The 20,637-nt window shown below is 44.1% G+C and carries 24 protein-coding genes; 4 read left to right on the top strand and 20 right to left on the bottom strand.

Going from position 1 to position 20,637, the window contains the following annotated elements; all coding sequences use genetic code 11:
- Nucleotides 1–19 precede the first annotated feature (19 nt).
- On the top strand, nt 20–433 hold the full coding sequence (locus tag NZ875_01310; protein MCS7174376.1) for a hypothetical protein: 414 nt from the start codon (nt 20–22) through the stop codon (nt 431–433).
- Complete coding sequence (locus NZ875_01305) at nt 372–1,331, top strand: DUF1175 domain-containing protein (GenBank protein ID MCS7174375.1); 960 nt, start codon at nt 372–374, stop codon at nt 1,329–1,331. The genes NZ875_01310 and NZ875_01305 overlap by 62 nt, the downstream gene beginning before the upstream one ends.
- Nucleotides 1,332–1,373: 42 nt before the next feature.
- On the opposite strand, the gene NZ875_01300 is transcribed toward NZ875_01305, so the two are convergent.
- The 9 genes from NZ875_01300 to NZ875_01260 are packed head-to-tail and all read right to left on the bottom strand — an operon-like array spanning nt 1,374 to nt 8,872.
- The gene (locus NZ875_01300) at nt 1,374–1,913 is read right to left on the bottom strand and encodes a 2-oxoacid:acceptor oxidoreductase family protein (GenBank protein MCS7174374.1); all 540 of its coding nucleotides are present in this window, start codon (nt 1,911–1,913) and stop codon (nt 1,374–1,376) included.
- A complete protein-coding gene (locus tag NZ875_01295; protein ID MCS7174373.1) occupies nt 1,910–2,665 on the bottom strand; it encodes a thiamine pyrophosphate-dependent enzyme in 756 nt (251 codons plus the stop codon). Before NZ875_01295 ends, NZ875_01300 begins: the two co-directional genes overlap by 4 nt.
- 2 nt (nt 2,666–2,667) lie before the next feature.
- A complete protein-coding gene (locus tag NZ875_01290; GenBank protein MCS7174372.1) occupies nt 2,668–3,720 on the bottom strand; it encodes a 3-methyl-2-oxobutanoate dehydrogenase subunit VorB in 1,053 nt (350 codons plus the stop codon).
- Nucleotides 3,717–3,956: a ferredoxin family protein gene (locus NZ875_01285; GenBank protein ID MCS7174371.1), complete on the bottom strand. Its 240-nt coding sequence runs from the start codon at nt 3,954–3,956 to the stop codon at nt 3,717–3,719. The genes NZ875_01290 and NZ875_01285 overlap by 4 nt, the downstream gene beginning before the upstream one ends.
- Nucleotides 3,953–4,603, bottom strand: coding sequence for a cobalamin biosynthesis protein CobQ (locus tag NZ875_01280; protein MCS7174370.1), 651 nt, complete (start codon nt 4,601–4,603; stop codon nt 3,953–3,955). Before NZ875_01280 ends, NZ875_01285 begins: the two co-directional genes overlap by 4 nt.
- Nucleotides 4,579–5,685 (bottom strand): butyrate kinase, encoded by a 1,107-nt coding sequence (buk, locus tag NZ875_01275; protein ID MCS7174369.1) that lies wholly within the window; start codon nt 5,683–5,685, stop codon nt 4,579–4,581. The genes NZ875_01280 and buk (NZ875_01275) overlap by 25 nt, the downstream gene beginning before the upstream one ends.
- Nucleotides 5,686–5,698: 13 nt before the next feature.
- Nucleotides 5,699–6,583 carry a bifunctional enoyl-CoA hydratase/phosphate acetyltransferase gene (locus tag NZ875_01270; GenBank protein ID MCS7174368.1) on the bottom strand — a complete coding sequence of 295 codons (885 nt, stop codon included), beginning with the start codon at nt 6,581–6,583 and terminating at the stop codon, nt 5,699–5,701.
- A complete protein-coding gene (gene buk / locus NZ875_01265; GenBank protein MCS7174367.1) occupies nt 6,576–7,643 on the bottom strand; it encodes a butyrate kinase in 1,068 nt (355 codons plus the stop codon). Before buk (NZ875_01265) ends, NZ875_01270 begins: the two co-directional genes overlap by 8 nt.
- Nucleotides 7,640–8,872, bottom strand: a complete 1,233-nt coding sequence (locus tag NZ875_01260; protein ID MCS7174366.1) for a PLP-dependent aminotransferase family protein — start codon at nt 8,870–8,872, stop codon at nt 7,640–7,642. The genes buk (NZ875_01265) and NZ875_01260 overlap by 4 nt, the downstream gene beginning before the upstream one ends.
- Before the next feature lie 207 nt (nt 8,873–9,079).
- Here NZ875_01260 and NZ875_01255 point away from each other — a divergent pair, with 207 nt between their 5' ends.
- Nucleotides 9,080–10,231 (top strand): alanine--glyoxylate aminotransferase family protein, encoded by a 1,152-nt coding sequence (locus tag NZ875_01255; protein MCS7174365.1) that lies wholly within the window; start codon nt 9,080–9,082, stop codon nt 10,229–10,231.
- On the top strand, nt 10,228–11,142 hold the full coding sequence (locus NZ875_01250) for a D-2-hydroxyacid dehydrogenase (protein MCS7174364.1): 915 nt from the start codon (nt 10,228–10,230) through the stop codon (nt 11,140–11,142). Before NZ875_01255 ends, NZ875_01250 begins: the two co-directional genes overlap by 4 nt.
- Nucleotides 11,143–11,235: 93 nt before the next feature.
- Here NZ875_01250 and NZ875_01245 read toward each other — a convergent pair whose 3' ends face one another.
- The 11 genes from NZ875_01245 to NZ875_01195 are packed head-to-tail and all read right to left on the bottom strand — an operon-like array spanning nt 11,236 to nt 20,521.
- Nucleotides 11,236–11,904: a hypothetical protein gene (locus NZ875_01245; protein ID MCS7174363.1), complete on the bottom strand. Its 669-nt coding sequence runs from the start codon at nt 11,902–11,904 to the stop codon at nt 11,236–11,238.
- Entirely contained in the window at nt 11,888–12,472 is a 585-nt protein-coding gene (gene pdxT / locus NZ875_01240; GenBank protein ID MCS7174362.1) for a pyridoxal 5'-phosphate synthase glutaminase subunit PdxT, read from the bottom strand. The genes NZ875_01245 and pdxT overlap by 17 nt, the downstream gene beginning before the upstream one ends.
- A 3-nt stretch (nt 12,473–12,475) precedes the next feature.
- Entirely contained in the window at nt 12,476–13,354 is an 879-nt protein-coding gene (gene pdxS, locus NZ875_01235) for a pyridoxal 5'-phosphate synthase lyase subunit PdxS (GenBank protein ID MCS7174361.1), read from the bottom strand.
- A gap of 2 nt (nt 13,355–13,356) precedes the next feature.
- Nucleotides 13,357–14,658 carry a nicotinate phosphoribosyltransferase gene (locus NZ875_01230; GenBank protein ID MCS7174360.1) on the bottom strand — a complete coding sequence of 434 codons (1,302 nt, stop codon included), beginning with the start codon at nt 14,656–14,658 and terminating at the stop codon, nt 13,357–13,359.
- Nucleotides 14,658–15,182, bottom strand: a complete 525-nt coding sequence (locus tag NZ875_01225) for a cysteine hydrolase (protein ID MCS7174359.1) — start codon at nt 15,180–15,182, stop codon at nt 14,658–14,660. Before NZ875_01225 ends, NZ875_01230 begins: the two co-directional genes overlap by 1 nt.
- Nucleotides 15,183–15,212: 30 nt before the next feature.
- Nucleotides 15,213–16,187 carry a thiamine pyrophosphate-dependent enzyme gene (locus tag NZ875_01220; protein ID MCS7174358.1) on the bottom strand — a complete coding sequence of 325 codons (975 nt, stop codon included), beginning with the start codon at nt 16,185–16,187 and terminating at the stop codon, nt 15,213–15,215.
- 13 nt (nt 16,188–16,200) lie between these two features.
- A complete protein-coding gene (gene porA / locus NZ875_01215; GenBank protein ID MCS7174357.1) occupies nt 16,201–17,376 on the bottom strand; it encodes a pyruvate synthase subunit PorA in 1,176 nt (391 codons plus the stop codon).
- A gap of 3 nt (nt 17,377–17,379) precedes the next feature.
- Nucleotides 17,380–17,682: a pyruvate synthase subunit PorD gene (porD, locus tag NZ875_01210; GenBank protein ID MCS7174356.1), complete on the bottom strand. Its 303-nt coding sequence runs from the start codon at nt 17,680–17,682 to the stop codon at nt 17,380–17,382.
- The gene (locus tag NZ875_01205; protein MCS7174355.1) at nt 17,675–18,247 is read right to left on the bottom strand and encodes a 2-oxoacid:acceptor oxidoreductase family protein; all 573 of its coding nucleotides are present in this window, start codon (nt 18,245–18,247) and stop codon (nt 17,675–17,677) included. Before NZ875_01205 ends, porD begins: the two co-directional genes overlap by 8 nt.
- Before the next feature lies 1 nt (nt 18,248).
- Nucleotides 18,249–19,853: a DUF1957 domain-containing protein gene (locus tag NZ875_01200; GenBank protein ID MCS7174354.1), complete on the bottom strand. Its 1,605-nt coding sequence runs from the start codon at nt 19,851–19,853 to the stop codon at nt 18,249–18,251.
- Nucleotides 19,850–20,521 (bottom strand): DUF4912 domain-containing protein, encoded by a 672-nt coding sequence (locus NZ875_01195; protein ID MCS7174353.1) that lies wholly within the window; start codon nt 20,519–20,521, stop codon nt 19,850–19,852. The genes NZ875_01200 and NZ875_01195 overlap by 4 nt, the downstream gene beginning before the upstream one ends.
- Nucleotides 20,522–20,637: the final 116 nt, after the last annotated feature.

Here is a 20,637-nt window from a genome sequence, read left to right as displayed (position 1 = left end):
GTCTTTGAGTTCTGTTCTGATGAACTTAAAAAAGATATGCGACTTTTTACAAGTAGAGTTGGACATGAATGTAAGGATAGTTGAGTGTGAATCTCTAGAAGAGTTTCACAAACTCACGGCTAGACCTTACAGCATCGCGGCGGTCTACTCAATGGGAACTATCTGGATGCAACCTTTCAACATTTTAAGGTCCAAAGATCTACTCGAGGAGACTCTTTTACATGAGCTTTTACATCACATCCTTTCACTCAACTTCGACTTGCCTATGTGGGCACAAGAAGGCTTGATACTCTATCTAACAGGTGTGAAATCTGAAGATCTATCTGGTCATCACAAAAGTTACCTTTTGAGATTTTTGAGAGAGGTGCATCATGAAGAAATATCTTCTTTTATCAATCGTCATAGGCGTGTTCTTGCTGATCAACCTCGTTGATTATCTTTCTTTCTCTGTCGAGATCCATCAAACCAGTTTCAAGGTCGATTCCATTCAGGATCTTTTCATTCATGGAAAGTTCGTTTCAGCTCAGATAATTAGTAGCAAAGAAATTCAGAAAATCAATGGAGGAATCATCGTCAAACGTGTTAAACCCAACGAGAAAATCAAGTTGATTTTTATGAATCGTGGGATTTTCAAAAAGAAGATCGCTCACACGATCTTAGCAGAACCAAGCGGATTCGACAGCGATATGGATGGTTATCCAGACTGCTTAGAGCTCGACAGCGAAGACAGTGAAAGATTCAGAAGATGGTTCATTTGGATTGCTATCTCTGCACTCGAAAACGACCCGGCTCTCTGGAGTACAAAAGAAAGAGATTGTGCCGGTTTCATTCGTTACTGCGCTCGAGAAGCTCTCAGAAAACACGATGAGTGGTGGCTTAGGGTTACCAAGTACGTAGGCCCAATCTTCGAAGATGTTCAAAAATACAATTATCCCAATTTACCTCTAGTTGGTGAAAAGCTTTTCAGAATAAGACGTGGAGAATTCAGCAGTGAAGAAGAATTTTCCAGTTTCGCCATAGCAAGAATCTTGGTAGAATGCAGTATGAATTTTGTAACCAAAGATGTGAAAGAAGCTTCACCTGGAGATATTTTGGCTTTCTTCCACCCACAAGATTTTGAGTTCCCCTACCACCTCATGATTTACGTTGGAACTCTAAACCCGATGGGAAAGGATGGTTGGCTCGTTTACCACACAGGTCCCATCGCAAATAAACCTGGTGAACTGAGAATCGTGAAACTTGGAGAATTGATGAATTATGACCCAACTTGGATGCCGATCGAGAAAAATCCACACTTTCTAGGTTTCTACAGGTTCAAATTTTTGCAATAAAAAATGCCGGAGCGAGAGCCCCGGCCAATGGGTGGGTCTATCTCATCCGCCTACGTGTGCCATACCTGCCTCAATAGCCTTGATGTTGAGTTCTAGTAACCTTGAACCTTTCTCACCGAGTTTGTAGGATAAAGCTTCAATGACCGATTCTTTTTTCACACACCGAATTTCTGCAATAACGGAACCAAGCATCACCATGTTTGCGATTTTCGAGTTTCCAATCCTTTCAGCTATTTCATTCGCTGGAACTTCAATCACGGAAACATTGTTCCTACTTGGTTTTCTGTCGATTACAGAGATGTTTAGAAACAAGAGCCCACCATCTTTCAGTCTCGATTCGAACTTCAAAAGTGATGGTATGTTCATGGCCACAACAACGTCAGGTGTATCAACAATTGGGGAAGCAACTGGTTCGTCACTGATCACCACCGTGCAGTTTGCAGTACCTCCGCGCATTTCTGGTCCGTACGAAGGGAACCATGTAACGTGCTTGTTTTCTATCATCCCCGCTTGGGCGAGAATCTGACCCATCAGCATGACACCTTGACCACCGAAACCCGAGAGGATAAAGCTCAGCGTCATTTCTCTTCACCGACCTTATCGACGAATACTCCAAGGGGGTACTCTTTGACCATACTTTCATCAACCCACCTACCCGCTTGCAACGGATCCATACCCCAGTTCGTTGGACAAGTAGACAGGACCTCAACCAAACCGAAGCCCACATCTTTCAACTGAGCGAGGAAAGCTTTCTTTATGTGTTTTCTCGTGTTGATGACGTCTTTAGGAGTATTCACTTTCGTTCTTGCAAGGTAGGCGACTCCTTTCAATTCTTTCAAAACTTCACAAACGTGAATTGGGTAACCTTCCCTCTCCGCAGTTCGGCCGTACGGAGACGTGGTGGTTTTCATACCAAGAAGTGTCGTGGGTGCCATTTGTCCCCCAGTCATACCATATATCGCGTTGTTGATGAAGATCGTCGTTACTCTCTCGCCACGATTTGCTGCGTGGATAGTCTCAGCCGTACCTATAGCCGCTAGATCTCCATCTCCCTGATAGGTGAAAACCACTAAATCTGGTCTTGCCCTCTTCATTCCGGTGGCCACCGCTAAAGCTCTACCGTGAGGTGCAACAGTTCCGTCGAGTTCAAAGAATTCATACGCAAAAACAGAACAACCAACAGGCGCAACGACAATCGTTCTTTCCCTTATGCCAAGTTCATCGATGACTTCAGCGATCAGCCTGTGTACTATTCCGTGATGGCAACCTGGACAGTATGTGAACAATTTTCCACTCAACGCTTTGGGCATCTTGTAGACTGCTTTGTATTCCATCCTCAATGCCTCCCAACGAGCTGCTTCAACCGTTCGAAAACTTCCCCAGGTGTTGGTACAACACCACCCATACGCCCGTAGAATTCCACACGAGTCAATCTCAATGCTGCGAGCTTCACATCTTCAAACATCTGACCTGAACTCATCTCAACTGTGAGAATGATAGAAACCCGCTTGGCTATTCCTTCAAGTGGTTCATATGGGAACGGATACAGAGTAATCGGTCTAAAGAGTCCAACTTTCATCCCCGCTTCCCGCGCCATCTTCACAACACTTTTGCAAATCCTGCCCATAGTGCCATACGCTGCGAGTAGTATTTCGGCATCCTCTGTGCTGAATTCTTCCCAGCGCGGTTCCTCGATCTCCATCTTTCTGTACTTTTCCTGAAGATTCAGATTCATCTTCTCCAACTCGTGAGGATCTATATTGAAAGAGGTCACTTTTCTCGGTGGCCTACCGTTCGCACCAGTCAAAGCCCAGCTGCTATTATCGTAAGTCAGCTGTTTTTCTCGCAGCTCAACTGGCTCCATCATTTGGCCAAGCAAGCCATCTGCAAGGATGACTGCTGGGTTTCTATATTTGTCAGCCAGTTCAAAAGCAAGCTGAGTTAATTCAACCGCTTCCTGAACAGTGGAAGGTGCAAGCACGATCAATTTGTAATCGCCATGTCCCCCACCTTTCGTCGCTTGAAAATAGTCCCCTTGGGAAGGTTGTATGTCACCCAAACCTGGTCCTCCACGCATTACATTCACAAAAACAGCTGGTAACTGAGCACAGGCCATGTAAGATATTCCTTCTTGCATGAGGCTGAAACCTGGGGAAGAAGTGGAAGTCATCGCTCGCTTCCCGACGCTGGCAGCTCCATAGATCATATTGACAGCTGCCACTTCACTCTCAGCTTGCAAGAAACATCCCCCAACCTCGGGTAAACGTCTAGCCATATACTCCGTCAATTCATTCTGGGGTGTTATGGGATAACCGAAAAAGTTCCGGCAACCTGCCATTATGGCAGCTTCCCCGATGGCTTCTACTCCTTTCATCATCAGTTTTTTCATCGAATTTCACCTCTTGCCGTAGCAAGCCTATAGACAGTGATACAAACATCTGGACACATCATATAACAAAACCCACATCCACTGCACTTGCCGTCAGGATCGTATTGCTCTGCGGGATGATAACCTTTGCTGTTGAATCTCTCCGAAAACTTTATGACCTTCTGTGGACAAACGCTGATACATAATCCACAGCCTTTACATCTTTCTTCATCTATTTCAATGTAAGCTTTTTTCAAACTAGTTCCTCCTTTCTTATGAGAAATCTTTTTATTTTGAACGTTTCAAATTCACCTGTGTAATCCAGAGGTTCCGCTACCACGTTGAATGCGACAGGAATGGACATAATCTTTGACACTTCTTTCACTATCCGTTCCCCTTCTTTGATCACATCCAAAGTTGTTTGAACACCGAGGTTCGTATTGTTCACCAGATAATTCACAAATATTGATGCCGCCCGACTGATCCTCTCTATGTGCCTACAGATTTTATCTGCACTCTCACAGAAAGGTCTTTTAGTGTTGATCACAAAGTATACGTCTGAATCCGAAAGGTATTTCTTTATCGATCCAAGCACAACGCTTCCTTTTTCATCGCCTCCCACATCCAATAAAACTGAATAATCTGGATTTTGCAAATAACCTACCACACTCGCATCGATCAATGGGATATCTGCTCTCATAACGTGCTCAGCTGGTGCCACAACATGTACACCTTTTTCTCGGAGCAATTCTTTGAAATCCCGAACTCTGAAGTAACTCGCAGTCACATCGACGTCAGCAATAGCAACGCGTGATCCATTGTCACTAGTTTTTATTGCAAGATTCATAACTATTTCCGTTTTTCCAGATCCATAGAGACCTATGAAAACTTTGTTCTTTGCCATTTGTTTGCCTCTTCCGTATAACTTTTACTCTTTTCCTCCCCTCTCAAAACCCTGAGAACACCCAAAGCTAAGGCCTTTTCTTCGTCCCCACCGGGGTACACCAAGACAGGTGCTAAAAACGAAACATACTCTTTGAGCCACTTCACCATGTAACGTTCATCGTACGCAATGCCACCTGTCAAGACTATGGCATCCACCTCTCCCTTCAACGCTGCCGCCATTTTACCTATCCATTTAGCGATCTGAAAAGCCATAGCTCTGTAAACCAATTCCGCTTCTTTATCACCTTTGCTTATCCTTTCTTGCACAGCTGCAGCACTGTTAGTTCCAAGATACGCAACCAATCCTCCATTACCTTTTATTCTCTTAAGAATCCATTCTTTCGTGTATTTACCACTGAAACATAAATCGATCAACTGGGTGAGAGGCAATGTACCACTGCGCTCAGGGGTGAACGGACCATCACCATCCAATGCGTTGTTCACGTCAACGACTCTGCCTTTCATGTGTGCACCTATCGATATACCTCCACCCATGTGCACCACAACCAAATTTGTTTCTTCATACCTTTTTCCAAGCTCTTGTGCTGCGCGTCGAGCAACAGCTTTTTGATTGAGTGCATGAAAAATCGATTTTCTTGTTAACTCTGGATGACCAGAGAGCCTTGCAACATCCCACATCTCATCGACCACAACAGGATCAACTATATAAGCCTTCACTCCCGCGATGCTGGCGATTTCGTGTGCCAAAATTGCTCCTAGATTCGAAGCGTGTTCACCGTACTTCGCTTCCTTAAGTTCCTCGAGCATCGTTTTATCGACTTCATAAGTTCCTGATGGAATGGGTCTGAGCAATCCGCCACGACCAACTATCGCTGAAAAATCCACAGGTTTATAACCAGCTTTTTCAAGAAACTTGAGAATAACATTTTTTCGAAATTCATACTGATCAAAAAGTGTTTTGTAGCTTGAAAGCTCTTCAGCACTGTGATAAAGAGTTTCTGCTACCTTTTGCTTCTCATCCTCAAATATCGCAAGTTTAGTAGAGGTAGAACCAGGATTGATCACGAGGATTCTGAACATCTTCTACACCTCTTCAGCAAAGATTTACCGCGAGTGCTATCGAATAAAGTTTGGTTTTATCTGAATCTGCCCTTGAGGTGAGCACTATGGGGATCTTCGCACCAACTATCACTGAAGCTACTGTGGCGTTTGCCAGGAAGACGAGAGCTTTGTACAACACGTTACCAGCTTCAATGTCCGGCAAAATGAGTATGTCGGCATCCCCAGCGACAGGACTTTCGATCTTTTTATGCTTTGCAGCTTCCTCAGAAATCGCGTTGTCGAGTGCGAACGGACCATCAACTATACAATCTTTTATTTGACCTCTATCGTTCATCTTACTCAGTATTGCGGCATCGAGTGTGGCAGGCATTTTCTGGTTTGGAACCTCTATAGCACCTATGATTGCAACCTTGGGCCTCTCAACACCCAATTTTTTCATGATTTTCACTGCAATATTGATCATGTCGATCTTTTGTTCCAAAGTCGGCGCTATGATCATACCAGCATCACTTATTGCTAGCAGTTTGTGATAAGTTGGAATATCGAAAATACTTACCATGGTGATGGTGGAACCAACCTTTAGCCCATACTGATCTTCGAGCACTATTTTCATTAAGTCTCCGGTTTTCACAGAACCTTTCATGAGAAGGGATCCATCTTTCGAAACTATTTCAACGGCTTTCCGAGCAGATTCTTCTTTCGAACAATCGACCAATTGACATCGCTGCAAATCTAAACCTACTTGAACGGCGAAGAGCTGTGTTTCTTTCGAAGGCCCCACAAGGATTGGATCGACAATGCTATGTTCCAAAGCCATCTTTAAAGCGCTCAGCACCACATCGTCATCCGATCCAGCGACAACCAACTTTTTCCTTAACCCGCGTGCTTTATCCACTAAAAAAGCAAGCCTATCCATTGGGACCACCCCAAATTTTGACTCGTTCCTCCCCTCTCAACACTCTCAAAGCACCAAGTGCGAGTGCCTCCATTTCGAATTCGCCTGGTAAAACAAAGACGGAGGCGAATCTGTAAATGTGTTCGTTTATCATCTGTACGAACTCGTTGCTGTACGACATACCACCAGTCAGGATGATTGCATCCACTTCTCCTTTCAAGATCGCACACATACCACCTATTTCCTTTGCGATTTGGTAAGCCATAGCTCTTACGACAAGCGCCGCATACCCATTCTCTTTGGCCATTTCAAGCGCTTTTCTCAGATCGTTCGTACCAAGATAAGCCACTAATCCTCCTTTTCCAACGAACTTTTTTTTCAACTCCTCTCTGGTATGATTGACACTGAAACACAAACGAACCACGTCACCAACGGGTAACTCTCCCGTTCTCTCTGGACTGAATGGTCCTTCATCGTTCGCGTTGTTCACATCGATGATCTTTCCACCCTTCACTGCGGCAATTGATATACCACCACCTAGATGAGCAACCACTGCGTTCAGTGCTTCAAAGGGCTTACCGAGCTCTTTTGCAACCTTTCTACATACCATCTTTATATTGAGCGCGTGAGAAAGGCTTTTTCTCTCAATCTCAGGAATTCCAGAAAATCTTGCCTCTGGCACCATTTCATCAACAGAAACAGGATCAGTTGTGTAGACGGGTATTCTGCCGTTAGAAATCGAATGAGCAATGACACACGCAAGATTCGAAACATGTTTGACAGGAGACTCGTATTTAAGATAATCCACCATACGTTCGTCCACCAGATAAGTACCACTTTCCACGGGTGGTAAAATTCCTCCACGCGCAGCGATGGCATCGAAATCTTCAAGTTTAAAACCAGCCTTGCTCACAGCGGAGAGAACACATTCTTTCCTCAGAGGTTCTTGATCCAACAACGTTGCGCATTTAGTTAGCTCTTCCACACTGTGCTCAAATTTCTCCGAGTAGATGCACTTTTCATCCTCATATATGGCTACCCGCGTTGAGGTAGAACCTAAATTTATGACAAGAATCCTCATCTGCACTTCAACCCTTTCGCCTCTACATAGTCCAAATAAGCTAATTTCAATCTGTGAACACCTTCTTTTATTTGATCAAAACTCGGCAAGCAAAAGGACATTCGCATAGAGGACGATGGTTCTTCGTACGGCTTGAAAGCTTCTCCAGGTATGTAGAACACTTTCCTCTGCTCGGCGTATTTGAACATCTCCATGGTGTCGATATCTGGAAGCGTTGTCCAGACGAACAACCCCCCATCTGGATCAGTCCAATCCACATCACAAACGTCTGAAAACTCTTCTTTGAGTGCTTCAATCATTACTTCTTTTTTCTTTTTGTAAAGATCTATCGCAGGTTTAACTTGTTCAAGAACATCGTACCTCTCAAGATACCGCGCTGCTAACCTCATGGTCAACGAAGAACTGCACAGATCCGATCCCTGTTTGGCTAGAACCAGTTTTCTGATGATCTGCTTGTCTGCAACCACGATACCTATCCTCAAACCTGGACAGAGTATTTTACTGAATGTATTGAGAAGAATCACCCGATCTGTTCCACCGAAATTCATGATTGAAGGTAAATGCTCTCCTTTAAACCTCAGAACACCATAGGGATCATCTTCAACTATGAGTACATCGTACCTCTCTGCAAGTTCAACTAATGCTCTTCTTTTTGCGAGAGAAGTGGTTATACCTGATGGGTTCTGAAAGTTCGATACAACGTAAATGAACTTCACTTTAGATAATTCACCTTCTTTTTGCATGCGTTTCAGATGGTACTCTATTTGGTCAAGGTTCGGTCCATCTTTTTCGAACTTTACAACCAAAAATTTTGCTTCCCTCATCCTGAAAGCACTCAGAGCACCAAGGTATTCAGGATCACCTACAACCACATAATCTCCTGGATCCAAAAGGACCTTTCCCACAAGTTCCAGCGCCTGTTGCGAACCGACTGTGATGAGTATGTTCTCAGAAGAAAGCCCATCGAGACCATAGATCCTTCTGAGTAGCAACAACAGCTGCTTGATCAATTCTGGATCCCCTTCAGTGGTGGCATACTGCAGAGTATACTTATACTCTTTTTCAATCACTTCGCGCGCAATCTCTGCAAGCTGGTGTCTTGGGAAAGTTTCAGGGTCAGGAGTGCCCCCTCCAAAGGAAACTGCACCAGGTACATTCGCATATTTGAGCAACTCTCTTATCATTGAAGATTTCAATTTCTGTGCCAATTTCGAAAAACGAAATTCCATTGAATTCACCCCAATTTCATTGTATCAAATTCGTGCCAAAAACATGAAATAGATTGATTTCCTCTTCAAATATGAAAAAGCTTCTTCTGCAAAAATTTGCATGATGCAATTTATTGCACGCAAACTCTTGCTGAACAAAACTCAAAAAGGGTTTCACACCTGGTGGTAAACTAACCAAGGAAAACTCTCAACTGGGGGGATGTACATATGATCAAGCTGAAAAAACACTATATCATGGCACCTGGTCCAACACCAGTACCTGTGGATGTACTTTTGGCTGGTGCGAAAGAAACCATTCACCACAGAACACCACAGTTCCTTGAAATAATGGAAAAAACTTTAGACGAAGCACGCTATTTGTTCCAAACGTCAAACCGTGTCTATGCTTTCGTTTCTTCGGGAACAGGTGCAATGGAGGCTGCTGTGACAAATTTGCTCAATCCCGGAGAGAAAGCGATCGTTGTTGTGGCTGGAAAATTTGGCGAACGCTGGAAAGAGATATGTGAATCTTACGGTATTGAGGTCATCGAGATAGCCCTCGAATGGGGAGACGCCGTCACACCTGAGCAAATCGAAAAAGCGATGAAAGAACATCCTGACGCAAAGGTTATCCTGACAACTCACAGTGAAACCTCCACAGGAACCGTGATAGACCTTCAAGCTATAGCTAAGTTGACAAAAAACACAGATAGAGTTTTGGTGACTGATGAGATCAGCGGCTTACTCGCCGAACCGTTGAAGATGGATGAATGGGGTGTTGACGTAGTTGTCGCTGGCTCACAGAAAGGTATTATGATGCCTCCTGGATTAGCTTTCATCACACTCAGCGAGAAAGCGTGGGAACGAGTGAAGAACAATAAATGCCCCAAATACTACTTCGATCTAAGGTATTACGAAGAGAATTATCCAGACAATCCTTGGACGCCGGCGGTGAATATGATATACATGCTGAATCAGAGCATCAAGATGTTGAAAGAAGAAGGTATAGAAAATGTTTGGGAGAGGCACAGAATTTTGGGTGAAGCCACGCGTAATGCTATTAAAGCCCTCGGACTCGAGCTATTTTCGAGACGACCTGGAAATGTTTGTACGGCTGTTAAGGTCCCTTCTGGTTTGGAATCAAAAAAGATCACAAAGATCATGAGAGATAAATATGGTGTGACGATCGCTGGCGGTCAGGGGAAAATAACGAACACGATATTCAGAATAGCACATCTTGGATATGTCTCGATCTTCGACACCATCGCTGCCATTTCTGCTTTGGAATTCACTTTACACGAACTCGGATATCCTGTTAAATTCGGTGAAGGCGTCAAAGCCGCCATGGAAACCTTTCACCGTGAGGGGGTTGCAGGATGATAAGAGTACACGTGAACGACCCGCTGGAAAAAGAAGCAATTGAAATGTTGAAGGCAAAGCCACAACTCAATGTCACTTGTGAGCATCTTGAGAAAGAAAAGCTGTTAGCAATGATACCAGAAATAGAAGTACTCATAGTTAGGAGTGCTACGAAAGTCACAGCTGATGTGATAGAAAGAGGAACCAAGCTGAGGCTGATCTGCAGAGCCGGTGTTGGCTTGGATAATATAGATGTCGAAACAGCCCAAAAGAGAGGTATCAAAGTTTTGAATACGCCCGGCGCGAGTGCCATATCAGTTGCAGAGTTGACCTTCGGTTTGATGTTGGCAGCTGCGAGACACATAGCGAGAGGAACTCTCGATCTCAAAAATGGGATCTGGACGAAGAAAGATCTCGAAGGTGTTGAACTGTTTGGCAAAACACTTGGCATCATCGGGATCGGAACCATCGGGAGAGAGGTAGCTAAAAGGGCGATCGTCTTCGGTATGAACGTTGTAGCTTACGATCCATACGTACAAAGATTCGAAGGTGTTAGGATCGTCAACTTGGACGAGCTCTATGCTGTGTCAGATTTCATCACATTACATGTTCCTTTGACGAAGGAAACAAAACATTTGATAAACGCAGAAAGCATAGCAAAAATGAAGGACGGGGTCATCATCGTGAATACATCACGTGGTGGTGTGATAGATGAAGCCGCACTGTACGATGCGCTTGTGAAGAGAAAAGTTTACGCCGCTGCACTCGATGTGTTTGAAGTAGAACCGCCAAATGATGAGCTTAGAAAAAAATTGCTGCAACTCCCATACATTGTAGCCACACCTCACATAGGTGCTTCAACTATCGAAGCACAAACAAGGGTAGCTAAGGAATTACTCCAAAGGCTTTTTGAAGAACTTAAAATTAGCTGATACAAAAAGCCCAGCGCGCGCTGGGCTTTTTAGTTAACAAACTCGAGTGAAGAAGAATAGCTGAATTATTGGAGAAAGCGATATTTTCGCTTTTTAAACAACTATCAACCTTTGGCCTGTTTCAAAAGCCTTTTTCACAAACTCTTCTAACCTCGCCAGTAATTCGCTTGAATCAGAATCCGAAGTTGTTTGCGTTACAGAAACGACAATTTCTGGGATTTTCCCACCAAAATTGATCATTTTCGATCTCCTCAAAATCCTACGAGCAAAGATCTTTGCGCCATCTAAATCCGTGTATGGAAGAACTATGATTATGGTAGCAGCGTCATAGATGAAAACCTTATCGGATTCTCTCGCTTGATTTTTAAGAACACAGTATATCCTCTGTAGCAGATGCGTATTTGAATTCACCAAGCGTAATAAAATGACGCACAACGGGAAGTTATATCTATGAGATTTGTAGATTTCCTCGTCCAAGAAATCTTCTAAGCCCAGTCCATGAACGAAATGACAAAAGATCAAGCTGAATTTTTTCAAATAATACTGGAGTGACTGTGAAGGTAAAATAACATCTATCACGTTTGAAAGGTCTTCCGGTATGCTGCTAGAGACAAGAACAGTCCTCAGAAAAGGATGAACCTTTTCCCCGACGAAAAAATCCGCATCAATTTCCCGGGAGACAACAACTCCACCTGAAAGAAAAATCGCTGAACAAATCTTATCAAAAGTGTCTCTGCCCGAAAAATCAACGTACGCTCTCATATCGATCAGCTACCATTTTGACGAAGTATTCATGTATCTTCAAATCGTCTGTTAACTCTGGATGGAAAGAGCTCGCTAACAGATTACCCTGTTGGACTAGCACTGGCGTACCTTCGTAGGTTGCCAAAACTTCTACATTGCTACTCCATTCCAACACTTTAGGGGCTCTTATGAAAACTGCTTTCACTTTACCTATTTTTGCAACATCCAGATATACTTCAAAACTTTCAATCTGCCTACCATATGCGTTGCGCTTCACAGCGATATCCATCAACTTGAAAGTGTACTGATCCGGATGATCAACAATTTTCTTTGCAAGGAGTATCATACCAGCACAAGTACCATATATGGGTAGACCATCTTTCGCAAGCTGCACAATCTTATCACCGACTCCAGTTACTTTCGCTATCTTCCCGATGCTCGTTGATTCACCTCCAGGTATCACCAAACCATTTATCTTTTCTAGATCTGAAACGGTTTTCACTGCAAAAGCTTCCACTCCAAGTCTTCGAAGTGACCAGATATGTTCTCTGAAATCTCCCTGTAGTGCGAGTACACCGATCAACAACTTTTACCACCCTCTCTCTTGCATATGAACTTCAAGCGTCGATATTTCCAATCCCGGCATCGGCTCACCTATGTCTTCACAAACTTTGAGCAGCATTTCCGGGTCATTCCAATAGGTAACTGCGAGCACCATAGCACGTGCCATTTTTGCAGGTTCTTTCGATTTGAATATGCCAGATCCAACGAACACACCATCAGCACCAAGCATCATCATTAGCGCAGCGTCAGCTGGCGTTGCCACACCACCAGCTGCAAAGTTCACAACTGGTAATCGACCAAGCCTTTTGACTTCTTTCACGAGTTCAACTGGTGCTCCTATCTCTTTAGCATAACTGACTAGCTCCTCGTCTGCCATGGTTTGAACTCGTCTGATCTCGTCCATGACTTTTCTCATGTGCTTCACTGCTTCAACTACGTTCCCGGTACCGGCTTCCCCTTTAGTTCTAATCATAGCTGCACCCTCGGCAATCCTCCTCAGAGCTTCTCCTAAATCTCTGGCCCCACACACAAACGGTACTTTGAACTCATGCTTGTTGATGTGAAATCTATCGTCCGCAGGCGTGAGCACTTCAGATTCATCAATGAAGTCTACACCGAGAGCTTCCAAGATTCTGGCTTCTGCTATGTGACCAATCCTGACCTTTGCCATAACTGGTATACTCACCGCTTCCATGATCTCTCTTATCTTCGATATGCTTGCCATTCGCGCGACACCACCAGCTTTCCTTATATCCGCCGGAACTCGTTCTAAAGCCATGACTGCGACTGCTCCTGCTTCCTCAGCTATTTTCGCTTGCTCGGCATTCGTGACGTCCATGATGACGCCACCTTTAAACATCTCAGCGAATCCTTTTTTCACAAGCCACGTACCTTTTTCTATCATGTTCACACCTCCTCCCAATACCGCTTTGGAACTATCTCAAGACGAGACAGGTCACGCTTGAATCTGCCAGCCTTTGCACAGGGTTTACCATTGACCTCAACTATGTCAGCCGTGATGTCCACTTTCTGCCTCAACAGTTTCGAACCAACTGCATAGACGTCCGCGGGGACATTGAGTTTTTCAAAAAGTTCTATCTTCTGCGCATCGAATCCGCCAGAAACGACTATCTTTAGATTTTTTAAGCCAAATCTATCGAATTCTTGTCGTGCACGCCAAACCAACTCTGGACATACTCCAAGGGATGATTCGTCTCTCGGTACAACTGAGACATCCCTCATGTTGCCGGAAGTGTCAAACCTGACTCCCCATATCTTACCTTTACCCTCACCTATTATTGGTGATGGATCCGTCTCACCAAGTTTGAAAGGTCTTTTCATATGGTATTCATAGAAAGCCTTGACAACTTTGAAAGTCGTGCCTATTACGTCGTTGTCCCAATCAACCAATATGATTCTCTTCACGTTCTCTGGCATGTGTTTGTCGAAAGCTATAGCTGCGGCTTCTGTGCTTCCATCGTATGCAGCTATGAGCGCATGCGGCATTGTTCCCATGGATTCTACACCCCAATAATCAGCATTGGCATCAGTTGAAACTCCAAACGCTCCAGCACATAAAGCAGCGTAACCATCCGTTGCTTGGACCCAATAATGATCAAAACGGGCGCTGAAATAGAGCACGGGTTTTCCACGGGCAGCCTTCACCACTTCCCTCACAGCAGTTGCCGTGCTTGTTGCGCGTGCTATAACACCTAAAAGAACTGTTTCTAGATATCCAAAATATGTCGGATCTCCCTCTATAACCATTATGGGTTCCCACTCTTTTGCCTCGTCACCATCGTACAGAGCCCGCACCTCTATTTCGTCCCATTTATCAATCCAAAGTTCATCTAGTTTTAGCCTCAGATCCCATTTTCGCTTTGTGCAACTGAGGACAGTCTCCATGTCCATCTCCACTGAAGCAGCCTGTATTGCACGATCTAAATTCAAGATCTCCCTGAAAAGCTCTCTAGCTTTAACTTCATCTTTGTAATAACCAGTTGCGAACCTCAATATTGCCAACGCCTCATCTATACCAACGACAACGCAGTCTTTCCTTGGAAAGAATTGATAAAGCACCCTTGGATGCCTGTTGTCCTTTTTGAGAACTTCCACGTATCTGACGAAATATATGTCAGAATAATAATTTCCCCTGATCCTGTCAATTGGGACTTTGAAAACCTTAGGATCGAGTCTTCTTTTTCTCATTAGATCACCTCGGCTCTGAGGACCTCTTTCATCAACCTCAACGCGCATCTATGGAACTCCTCATCGTAAGAAGCTACACCATCCTTTCTAACGATCACTTTGATACCCCTATTTCTGAGCTCTTCTACAGTGAAAAGCACGCAAATATGAGTGACAACACCACATACTTCTACTTCACTGATTCCCTTGGACTTGAGGATCTCTTCAAAATTCGTTCCATAAAATGCGCTGTAACGAGTTTTGCGTATAGCTATATGGTTAACATAACCAGTCAAGAGTTTCTTCAAAGGCTCGGTCAATTCCGCTCCTTTGCTTTCCTTAACGCAATGCTTAGGCCAAACTTTGAACTCCTCATCATTTTCTTCATGCCAATCCTGCGTAGTGATGATTGGAAAATTTTTTCGTTTGTAATCCTCAATCAATTCTGAAACGGGTGAAAGCACCCTTTCCGCCCCAGAAAAATAGAGTGCCCCACCCGCTTCCACAAAATCTTTCTGCAGATCAATCAAGAGCAAAGCTTTCACGGTTCACCACCTCCTCAAGGTGGAACCGTTTCATCTTATCGGTTTGTCCTTGGTCGCCTCCTCAAACGCCAACAATCTTTCCCAACGTCTATCAACGTACTGTTGCAATTCGTTCAGTATCTGCTCGGCATCTGATCTTTGTAACAGGAGCCTGAATCGACCTTGAATTTTAATGAAATCAGCAACCGGTTTAAAGCTAGCAGGCTTTCTGGTTACTCTGTACACTCCCCTGTCGACTTCATACAATGGCCAATACTTCGTTTGAACCGCCAGCTTGGTTATGTCAACAGCTTTGTCATCGTCGACCCTCCAATACCTCACACAAGGACTGAGAGAAGCAATGAAAGCAGGACCGTCAAACTGCAGGGCTTTTTCAATTTTGTTGATGAAATCCATTGGTTCACCGGGTGTCACGGTTGCTGCATAAACATACTCATGACCAGCGACTATTTCAACGATGTTCTTTTTCAACTGGAGCTTTCCAGGAACTACCTTTCCCACCGGCGCTGTTGTTGTGTCTGCACCTGGCGGGGTCGACCCCGAACGTTGGTTTCCCGTGTTCATGTAACCTTCGTTGTCGTAGAGAACATAAAGCATTTTGTGTCCTCTCTCTATTGCACCCGAGAGGGCTTGCAAACCTATGTCATATGTTCCTCCGTCTCCTCCGAACGCTATGAAGGCATACTTCTTATCAGGGGGAATTTTTCCAGCTTTTTTGAGTGCTCTGTAAGCCGTTTCAACGCCACTGATCGTTGCCGCAACATTTTCAAAGGCATTGTGAATGTATGGTACAGACCACGATGTGTAAGGAAATATGGTAGATGAAACTTCCATACACCCAGTTGCAAAGCCTATGATTGGTTCATAGCCTAACGCTTTAGCTGTCATCAACACCATTTTTACCGTCATTGGTGCGGCGCAACCTGGACACATCCTATGACCTTGCGTGATACCAATTTCTCTATTAGTGAAAATCTCTGCCAACTTTTTCATCGTCAACGGCATATTGGACACCTCCTCACTCTCTCAGACCCAGGTACTCTTCCCTATCGGCGACTAGGTCAAGTGCCATGGCTCTTTCGAAGGCATATCTGACGTGTTCTGGTTTCAGATCTCTTCCTCCGAGCCCATAAACGAATGATCCCATCAAAGGTCTTACTGCAACCTCATAAAGTGCAGATTTCACTGCTTCATACAGTGGAGCCTCCGCCCCAAAGGATGCAGCCCTATCGAGCACAACGACGGCTTTACGCGCAGTGAGATATCTTTGAATTTCAGCTTTTGGGAAGGGTCTGAACATCCATATCTTCAAAAGACCGACTTTCTTTCCCTCACTTCTCAATTCATCCACTACATCTTTTATTGTTCCGTTGGATGATCCAAGGGCTACGATGACGAATTCTGCGTTTTCCATCTTATAGGGCTCGACATAGTTGTACCTACGACCACTAATTTTGTAAAATTCCTCAGCCACCAATGGGAAAATCCTATAAACATTCTTCATGGCTTCTATTTGTTGTCTTTTGTGCTCAAAGTAATAATCGTACAGATCGAGCGCACCGTAGGTCACAGGATGGTCGGTGTCCAACAACGGGTATATCGGCTTATAACTTCCAACGAATTTCTTAACGACTTCATCCGGTAACACCTCAACCGGCTCGACTCCGTGCGACAAGATAAAACCATCTTGATTCACCATCACCGGTAATCTGACATCTTCATGTTCTGCAAGCTTCACAGCTAATATTGTCAGATCGTAAACTTCCTGAACATCTTCACAAAAGAGTTGAATCCATCCGGAATCTCTTTCTGACATAGCATCGCTGTGGTCACAGTGTATGTTGATGGGAGCGCTCAAAGCCCTGTTCACAACTCCCATGACTATTGGCAACCTCATTGAAGCAGCGATATATACTATTTCATGCATCAGAGCGAGTCCTTGAGCACTCGTAGCAGTCATCGCTCTCGCACCCGCTGCAGCGGCACCAACCACTGCACTCATCGCAGAATGCTCGCTTTCCACCGGTATCATCTCTGTTCTGACTTCACCATCCGCTACATATTTAGCAAAATACTCAACGATCGGTGTCTGAGGGGTTATAGGGTAAGCCGCCACGACATCGGGTTCTATTTGCTTCATCGCGTACGCAGCAGCTTCTGCACCTGTTATGGCCAGTACTTTTTTGCTTGCCATCGCTCAGTCCTCCTTCCCAATGAATTCAGTCTCTGGACGCATTTCAATCGCGGACTTTGGACAAACGTTTGCACAAACACCGCAACCTTTGCAGTAGAAATAGTTTATACCCTTCATGATGCCGTTCTCTTGGATGATCGCTAGATCCGGACAGTAGAACCAGCAAATCATACAATCGATACACTTAGATCTATCGTATATCGGCCTTTTGACTCTCCAATCTCCAGTTTTATATTTGCGTGCAGTACCAGGTTCAACGATTAAACCAGCTATAGGTAACTCATACCATTTCTTCAGCTCAGCCACTGCACTGCACCTCCTCAAAACCACGTTTGAGCGCTCTGATGTTAGCTTGGATCATTTCCTCTGGTAATTTCCTGTCGAACATCTCTCTTATCTTTTTTTCAACAACTTCAATGTTCACCAGTCCTGTCACACGTGCCAAAGTCCCAAGCATAACTGTGTTTGGAACCCCTCTCTTGATCTCTTGAAGGGCTATATCTGTTGCATTAACCAAGCATATCCTACCGCTGAAATTCGTCTTTTTCCTCACGTAATCGAGTGTGTGTTTCGTATTCACTATGAGGACTCCTTCTTTCTTTAAACCAGCAGCTATGGCCGGAGAAAGTAATGTTTCATCGATCACCACAACTACATCGGGATTTTCAACCGAATGATGAACACGTATCTTACCTTCACTTATCCTGTTGAAAGCTCTCATAGGCGCTCCTGATCTTTCAGCACCATACTCCGGGAATGCTTGGGCGTACTTACCTTCCTCAAGAACAGTTTCAGCCAACAACTGAGCTGCACTTTTAGCACCTTGACCTGCTCTCGAGTGCCATCTGATTTCGAAATACTTTGCAGGCACTTTATCCCTCCTTCCTCGGTTGTGAACCTGCGTAGACCCTATAATCCACCCAAGGGAAAATGTCGTCTTCTCGCTCAATCCTTGTGAGAAATTCCTCATCTATATTATCCCTCACGAGTTGACTCTCCAGATCTAAAAAGCGTTTCACGTGAGTTTTGATTCTGTTAACTGCATATTCAACGCTGGTTCCTGTGGTCATGATGAAAGGCCAATCGCTAGACTCAGCCAGTAATAACTCTCTGAGCATCTGATTCAATGCTCTAACTTTCAATGGATTTTTCTCCTCGAAATAATTTTCAGCGAGTTTTTTCATTCTGTCCCTGATTTCAATGAGATGCAAGTGGATCCAATCGTTCTTACCGTTCAACCATGTGTCAAAATAACCTCCATTGCCCCAGGAAGTATCGGCTGGTGTTATTACTTGGTAAGTATCAAACTTCTCTATCAGTTCAGAAGGAGTTACAAACTTGATGGTTTTATGTTTTGCGGCTTCAACAAAAAAATTTTCGAGAAACTCAGGACCTTCAAACCACCAATGTCCGAAAAGTTCGGTGTCGAAAGGAGCCACGATCACAGGTGGTTGACCGAACACGTCGATCAACTTTGATATTTGAGCTATCTTTTTGTTTAAAAAGTCCACGGCGTGTTCGTGAGCGGCAACGAGTGCCTGTTCCCTATCGTAAAACTCTTTTCTCTCCAGAGGAGTCTCTTTGGTGGTTATTCTGTGGTACTTTATCCCAACGTTTGTCCTCACACCACTCGGGTCAATGTAAGGTTTGATGTATTCATAATCTCTATCGAAGCCAATGTCTCTGTAAAACTCTCTGTATCTACCATCACCAGGATAACCTGTACTGGCGCTCCAAACTTGTTCACTGGATTCTGGATCTCTGGCAAAAGCGAACACTCCGGAAGGAGTCATAATTGGTCTGTAGACACCATACTTGGGTCTCTCATCAGCATACCAGAACGCATGCGAATCAACGAAGAAGAATTCCACCCCGTGCTTTTTCAGAATCTCGTCCAAGCCCGCATAATAACCACATTCAGCAAGCCACATACCTTTCGGATAAAAGCCAAAATGTTGTTTAAACGCTTCCACACCGAGAGCAACTTGGGCATTAACCGTGAAAGGCTGGTAACGCGCGAGTGGTAAAAAACCGTGAGTTGCGTTACACGTAATGAGTTGAATGTGACCGGATTCGGCATGTTTTTTGAAACCTTCCATCAGCTTTCCGTTCACAGACTCTAGATAGCTTAGACATGAGAGAAACCTTTCTCTATAGAAGCTAACTAAGTCTTTCTCTCTTTGCGTATTCACTTTGGTGAGTTCTTTGTCGCACAGTTCTAGAAGTTTTCTAGTGTAATCCTTCACTTTTTCGTTCAATACGTCATTTCTGAACATTTCAAGTAATGGTGGACTGATAGACACCGTAACTTTGAAAGGCACTTTCTTTTCCCTCAATCGATCGAATACTAAGAGTAAAGGTATATAACATTCCAAAACTGCTTCTGTGTACCATCTTTCTTCCAAGTAAAGTTTGTGATTGGGATGATTCACGTACGGTAGATGCGTATGGAGAACAAGAACGAAATATCCATTCATCTTCGACCACTCTCCATGTACGATGAGGTATAGATTCTCTCGATGGGTTTCAAGAGGGGTTCTCCAACTTTCACTGTATATTTACCCTTGGTGAACCATCTCTGTCGAACCGATGAGGAAGGGGTGTCTGATGGTGTGTGTACAACGTTGGATCTGAGCAATGAGAAAAACTTTCCTTCCACTTTGAAACCAAGTTCCGCCAGATAATCGGCGTTCGATGATGGCACATGAAAGTAATAATTTCTCGTTGTTGCAAGATGTACACCTGCTTCGAATATACGATGAGCGTTCGTTCCATCGAAATTTATGTACGTCACATCGTACAATCGCAACACCACTTCCGGTTGACTTGAAAGTTTCGAGTAAGTTTCTTTTGAAAGATCCCAACACACGAACACCAAATGAGGATTGATGGGTAGTAAAACGATCCTATCGGATCCATAGGATTCTGGTAATTCTGAAGGTTTTAAAGGTTGACTGATCGTTGCTTGTTCCTGACTGACCTTGGTTTCAGTCTTCAAAGATTTAGCAAATTCTTCAAGAAGTTTCAAGATCTCAGTTTTCTTCATCCGCTTTTTTACTCTCAGACCGATTTTCTTAGCGAGGGATTTGGCTTCCTGAATGGTGGGATTCTGTGAAAGGAAAGCTTGGAGTTCCTCCCACGTCATGTTCGAGCCTCCTTTTCAAAATTTTCACAAATTATTCTATCATATTCTCATAGTGTTGTAAAATGTTGTGAAAAGAAAAAATCCCGCCTTTGCGGGGAATAATTCGCCAAAATGAT

It is taken from the genome of Pseudothermotoga sp., assembly GCA_025060105.1.
Lineage (GTDB): Bacteria > Thermotogota > Thermotogae > Thermotogales > DSM-5069 > Pseudothermotoga_A.
Note: the sequence above shows the minus strand (reverse complement) of the source record. Positions and strands in the feature narration are given on the sequence as shown.

What these genes read in the sequence shown, in the direction of transcription:
- NZ875_01310 (MCS7174376.1), top strand. Translation starts at nt 20, where the DNA reads ATGAACTTAAAAAAGATATGCGACTTTTTACAAGTAGAGTTGGACATG.
- NZ875_01305 (MCS7174375.1), top strand. Translation starts at nt 372, where the DNA reads ATGAAGAAATATCTTCTTTTATCAATCGTCATAGGCGTGTTCTTGCTG.
- NZ875_01300 (MCS7174374.1), bottom strand. Translation starts at nt 1,913, where the DNA reads ATGACGCTGAGCTTTATCCTCTCGGGTTTCGGTGGTCAAGGTGTCATG.
- NZ875_01295 (MCS7174373.1), bottom strand. Translation starts at nt 2,665, where the DNA reads ATGGAATACAAAGCAGTCTACAAGATGCCCAAAGCGTTGAGTGGAAAA.
- NZ875_01290 (MCS7174372.1), bottom strand. Translation starts at nt 3,720, where the DNA reads ATGAAAAAACTGATGATGAAAGGAGTAGAAGCCATCGGGGAAGCTGCC.
- NZ875_01280 (MCS7174370.1), bottom strand. Translation starts at nt 4,603, where the DNA reads ATGGCAAAGAACAAAGTTTTCATAGGTCTCTATGGATCTGGAAAAACG.
- buk (MCS7174369.1), bottom strand. Translation starts at nt 5,685, where the DNA reads ATGTTCAGAATCCTCGTGATCAATCCTGGTTCTACCTCTACTAAACTT.
- NZ875_01270 (MCS7174368.1), bottom strand. Translation starts at nt 6,583, where the DNA reads ATGGATAGGCTTGCTTTTTTAGTGGATAAAGCACGCGGGTTAAGGAAA.
- buk (MCS7174367.1), bottom strand. Translation starts at nt 7,643, where the DNA reads ATGAGGATTCTTGTCATAAATTTAGGTTCTACCTCAACGCGGGTAGCC.
- NZ875_01260 (MCS7174366.1), bottom strand. Translation starts at nt 8,872, where the DNA reads ATGGAATTTCGTTTTTCGAAATTGGCACAGAAATTGAAATCTTCAATG.
- NZ875_01255 (MCS7174365.1), top strand. Translation starts at nt 9,080, where the DNA reads ATGATCAAGCTGAAAAAACACTATATCATGGCACCTGGTCCAACACCA.
- NZ875_01250 (MCS7174364.1), top strand. Translation starts at nt 10,228, where the DNA reads ATGATAAGAGTACACGTGAACGACCCGCTGGAAAAAGAAGCAATTGAA.
- NZ875_01245 (MCS7174363.1), bottom strand. Translation starts at nt 11,904, where the DNA reads ATGAGAGCGTACGTTGATTTTTCGGGCAGAGACACTTTTGATAAGATT.
- pdxS (MCS7174361.1), bottom strand. Translation starts at nt 13,354, where the DNA reads ATGATAGAAAAAGGTACGTGGCTTGTGAAAAAAGGATTCGCTGAGATG.
- NZ875_01230 (MCS7174360.1), bottom strand. Translation starts at nt 14,658, where the DNA reads ATGAGAAAAAGAAGACTCGATCCTAAGGTTTTCAAAGTCCCAATTGAC.
- NZ875_01220 (MCS7174358.1), bottom strand. Translation starts at nt 16,187, where the DNA reads ATGCCGTTGACGATGAAAAAGTTGGCAGAGATTTTCACTAATAGAGAA.
- porA (MCS7174357.1), bottom strand. Translation starts at nt 17,376, where the DNA reads ATGGCAAGCAAAAAAGTACTGGCCATAACAGGTGCAGAAGCTGCTGCG.
- NZ875_01200 (MCS7174354.1), bottom strand. Translation starts at nt 19,853, where the DNA reads ATGAATGGATATTTCGTTCTTGTTCTCCATACGCATCTACCGTACGTG.
- NZ875_01195 (MCS7174353.1), bottom strand. Translation starts at nt 20,521, where the DNA reads ATGACGTGGGAGGAACTCCAAGCTTTCCTTTCACAGAATCCCACCATT.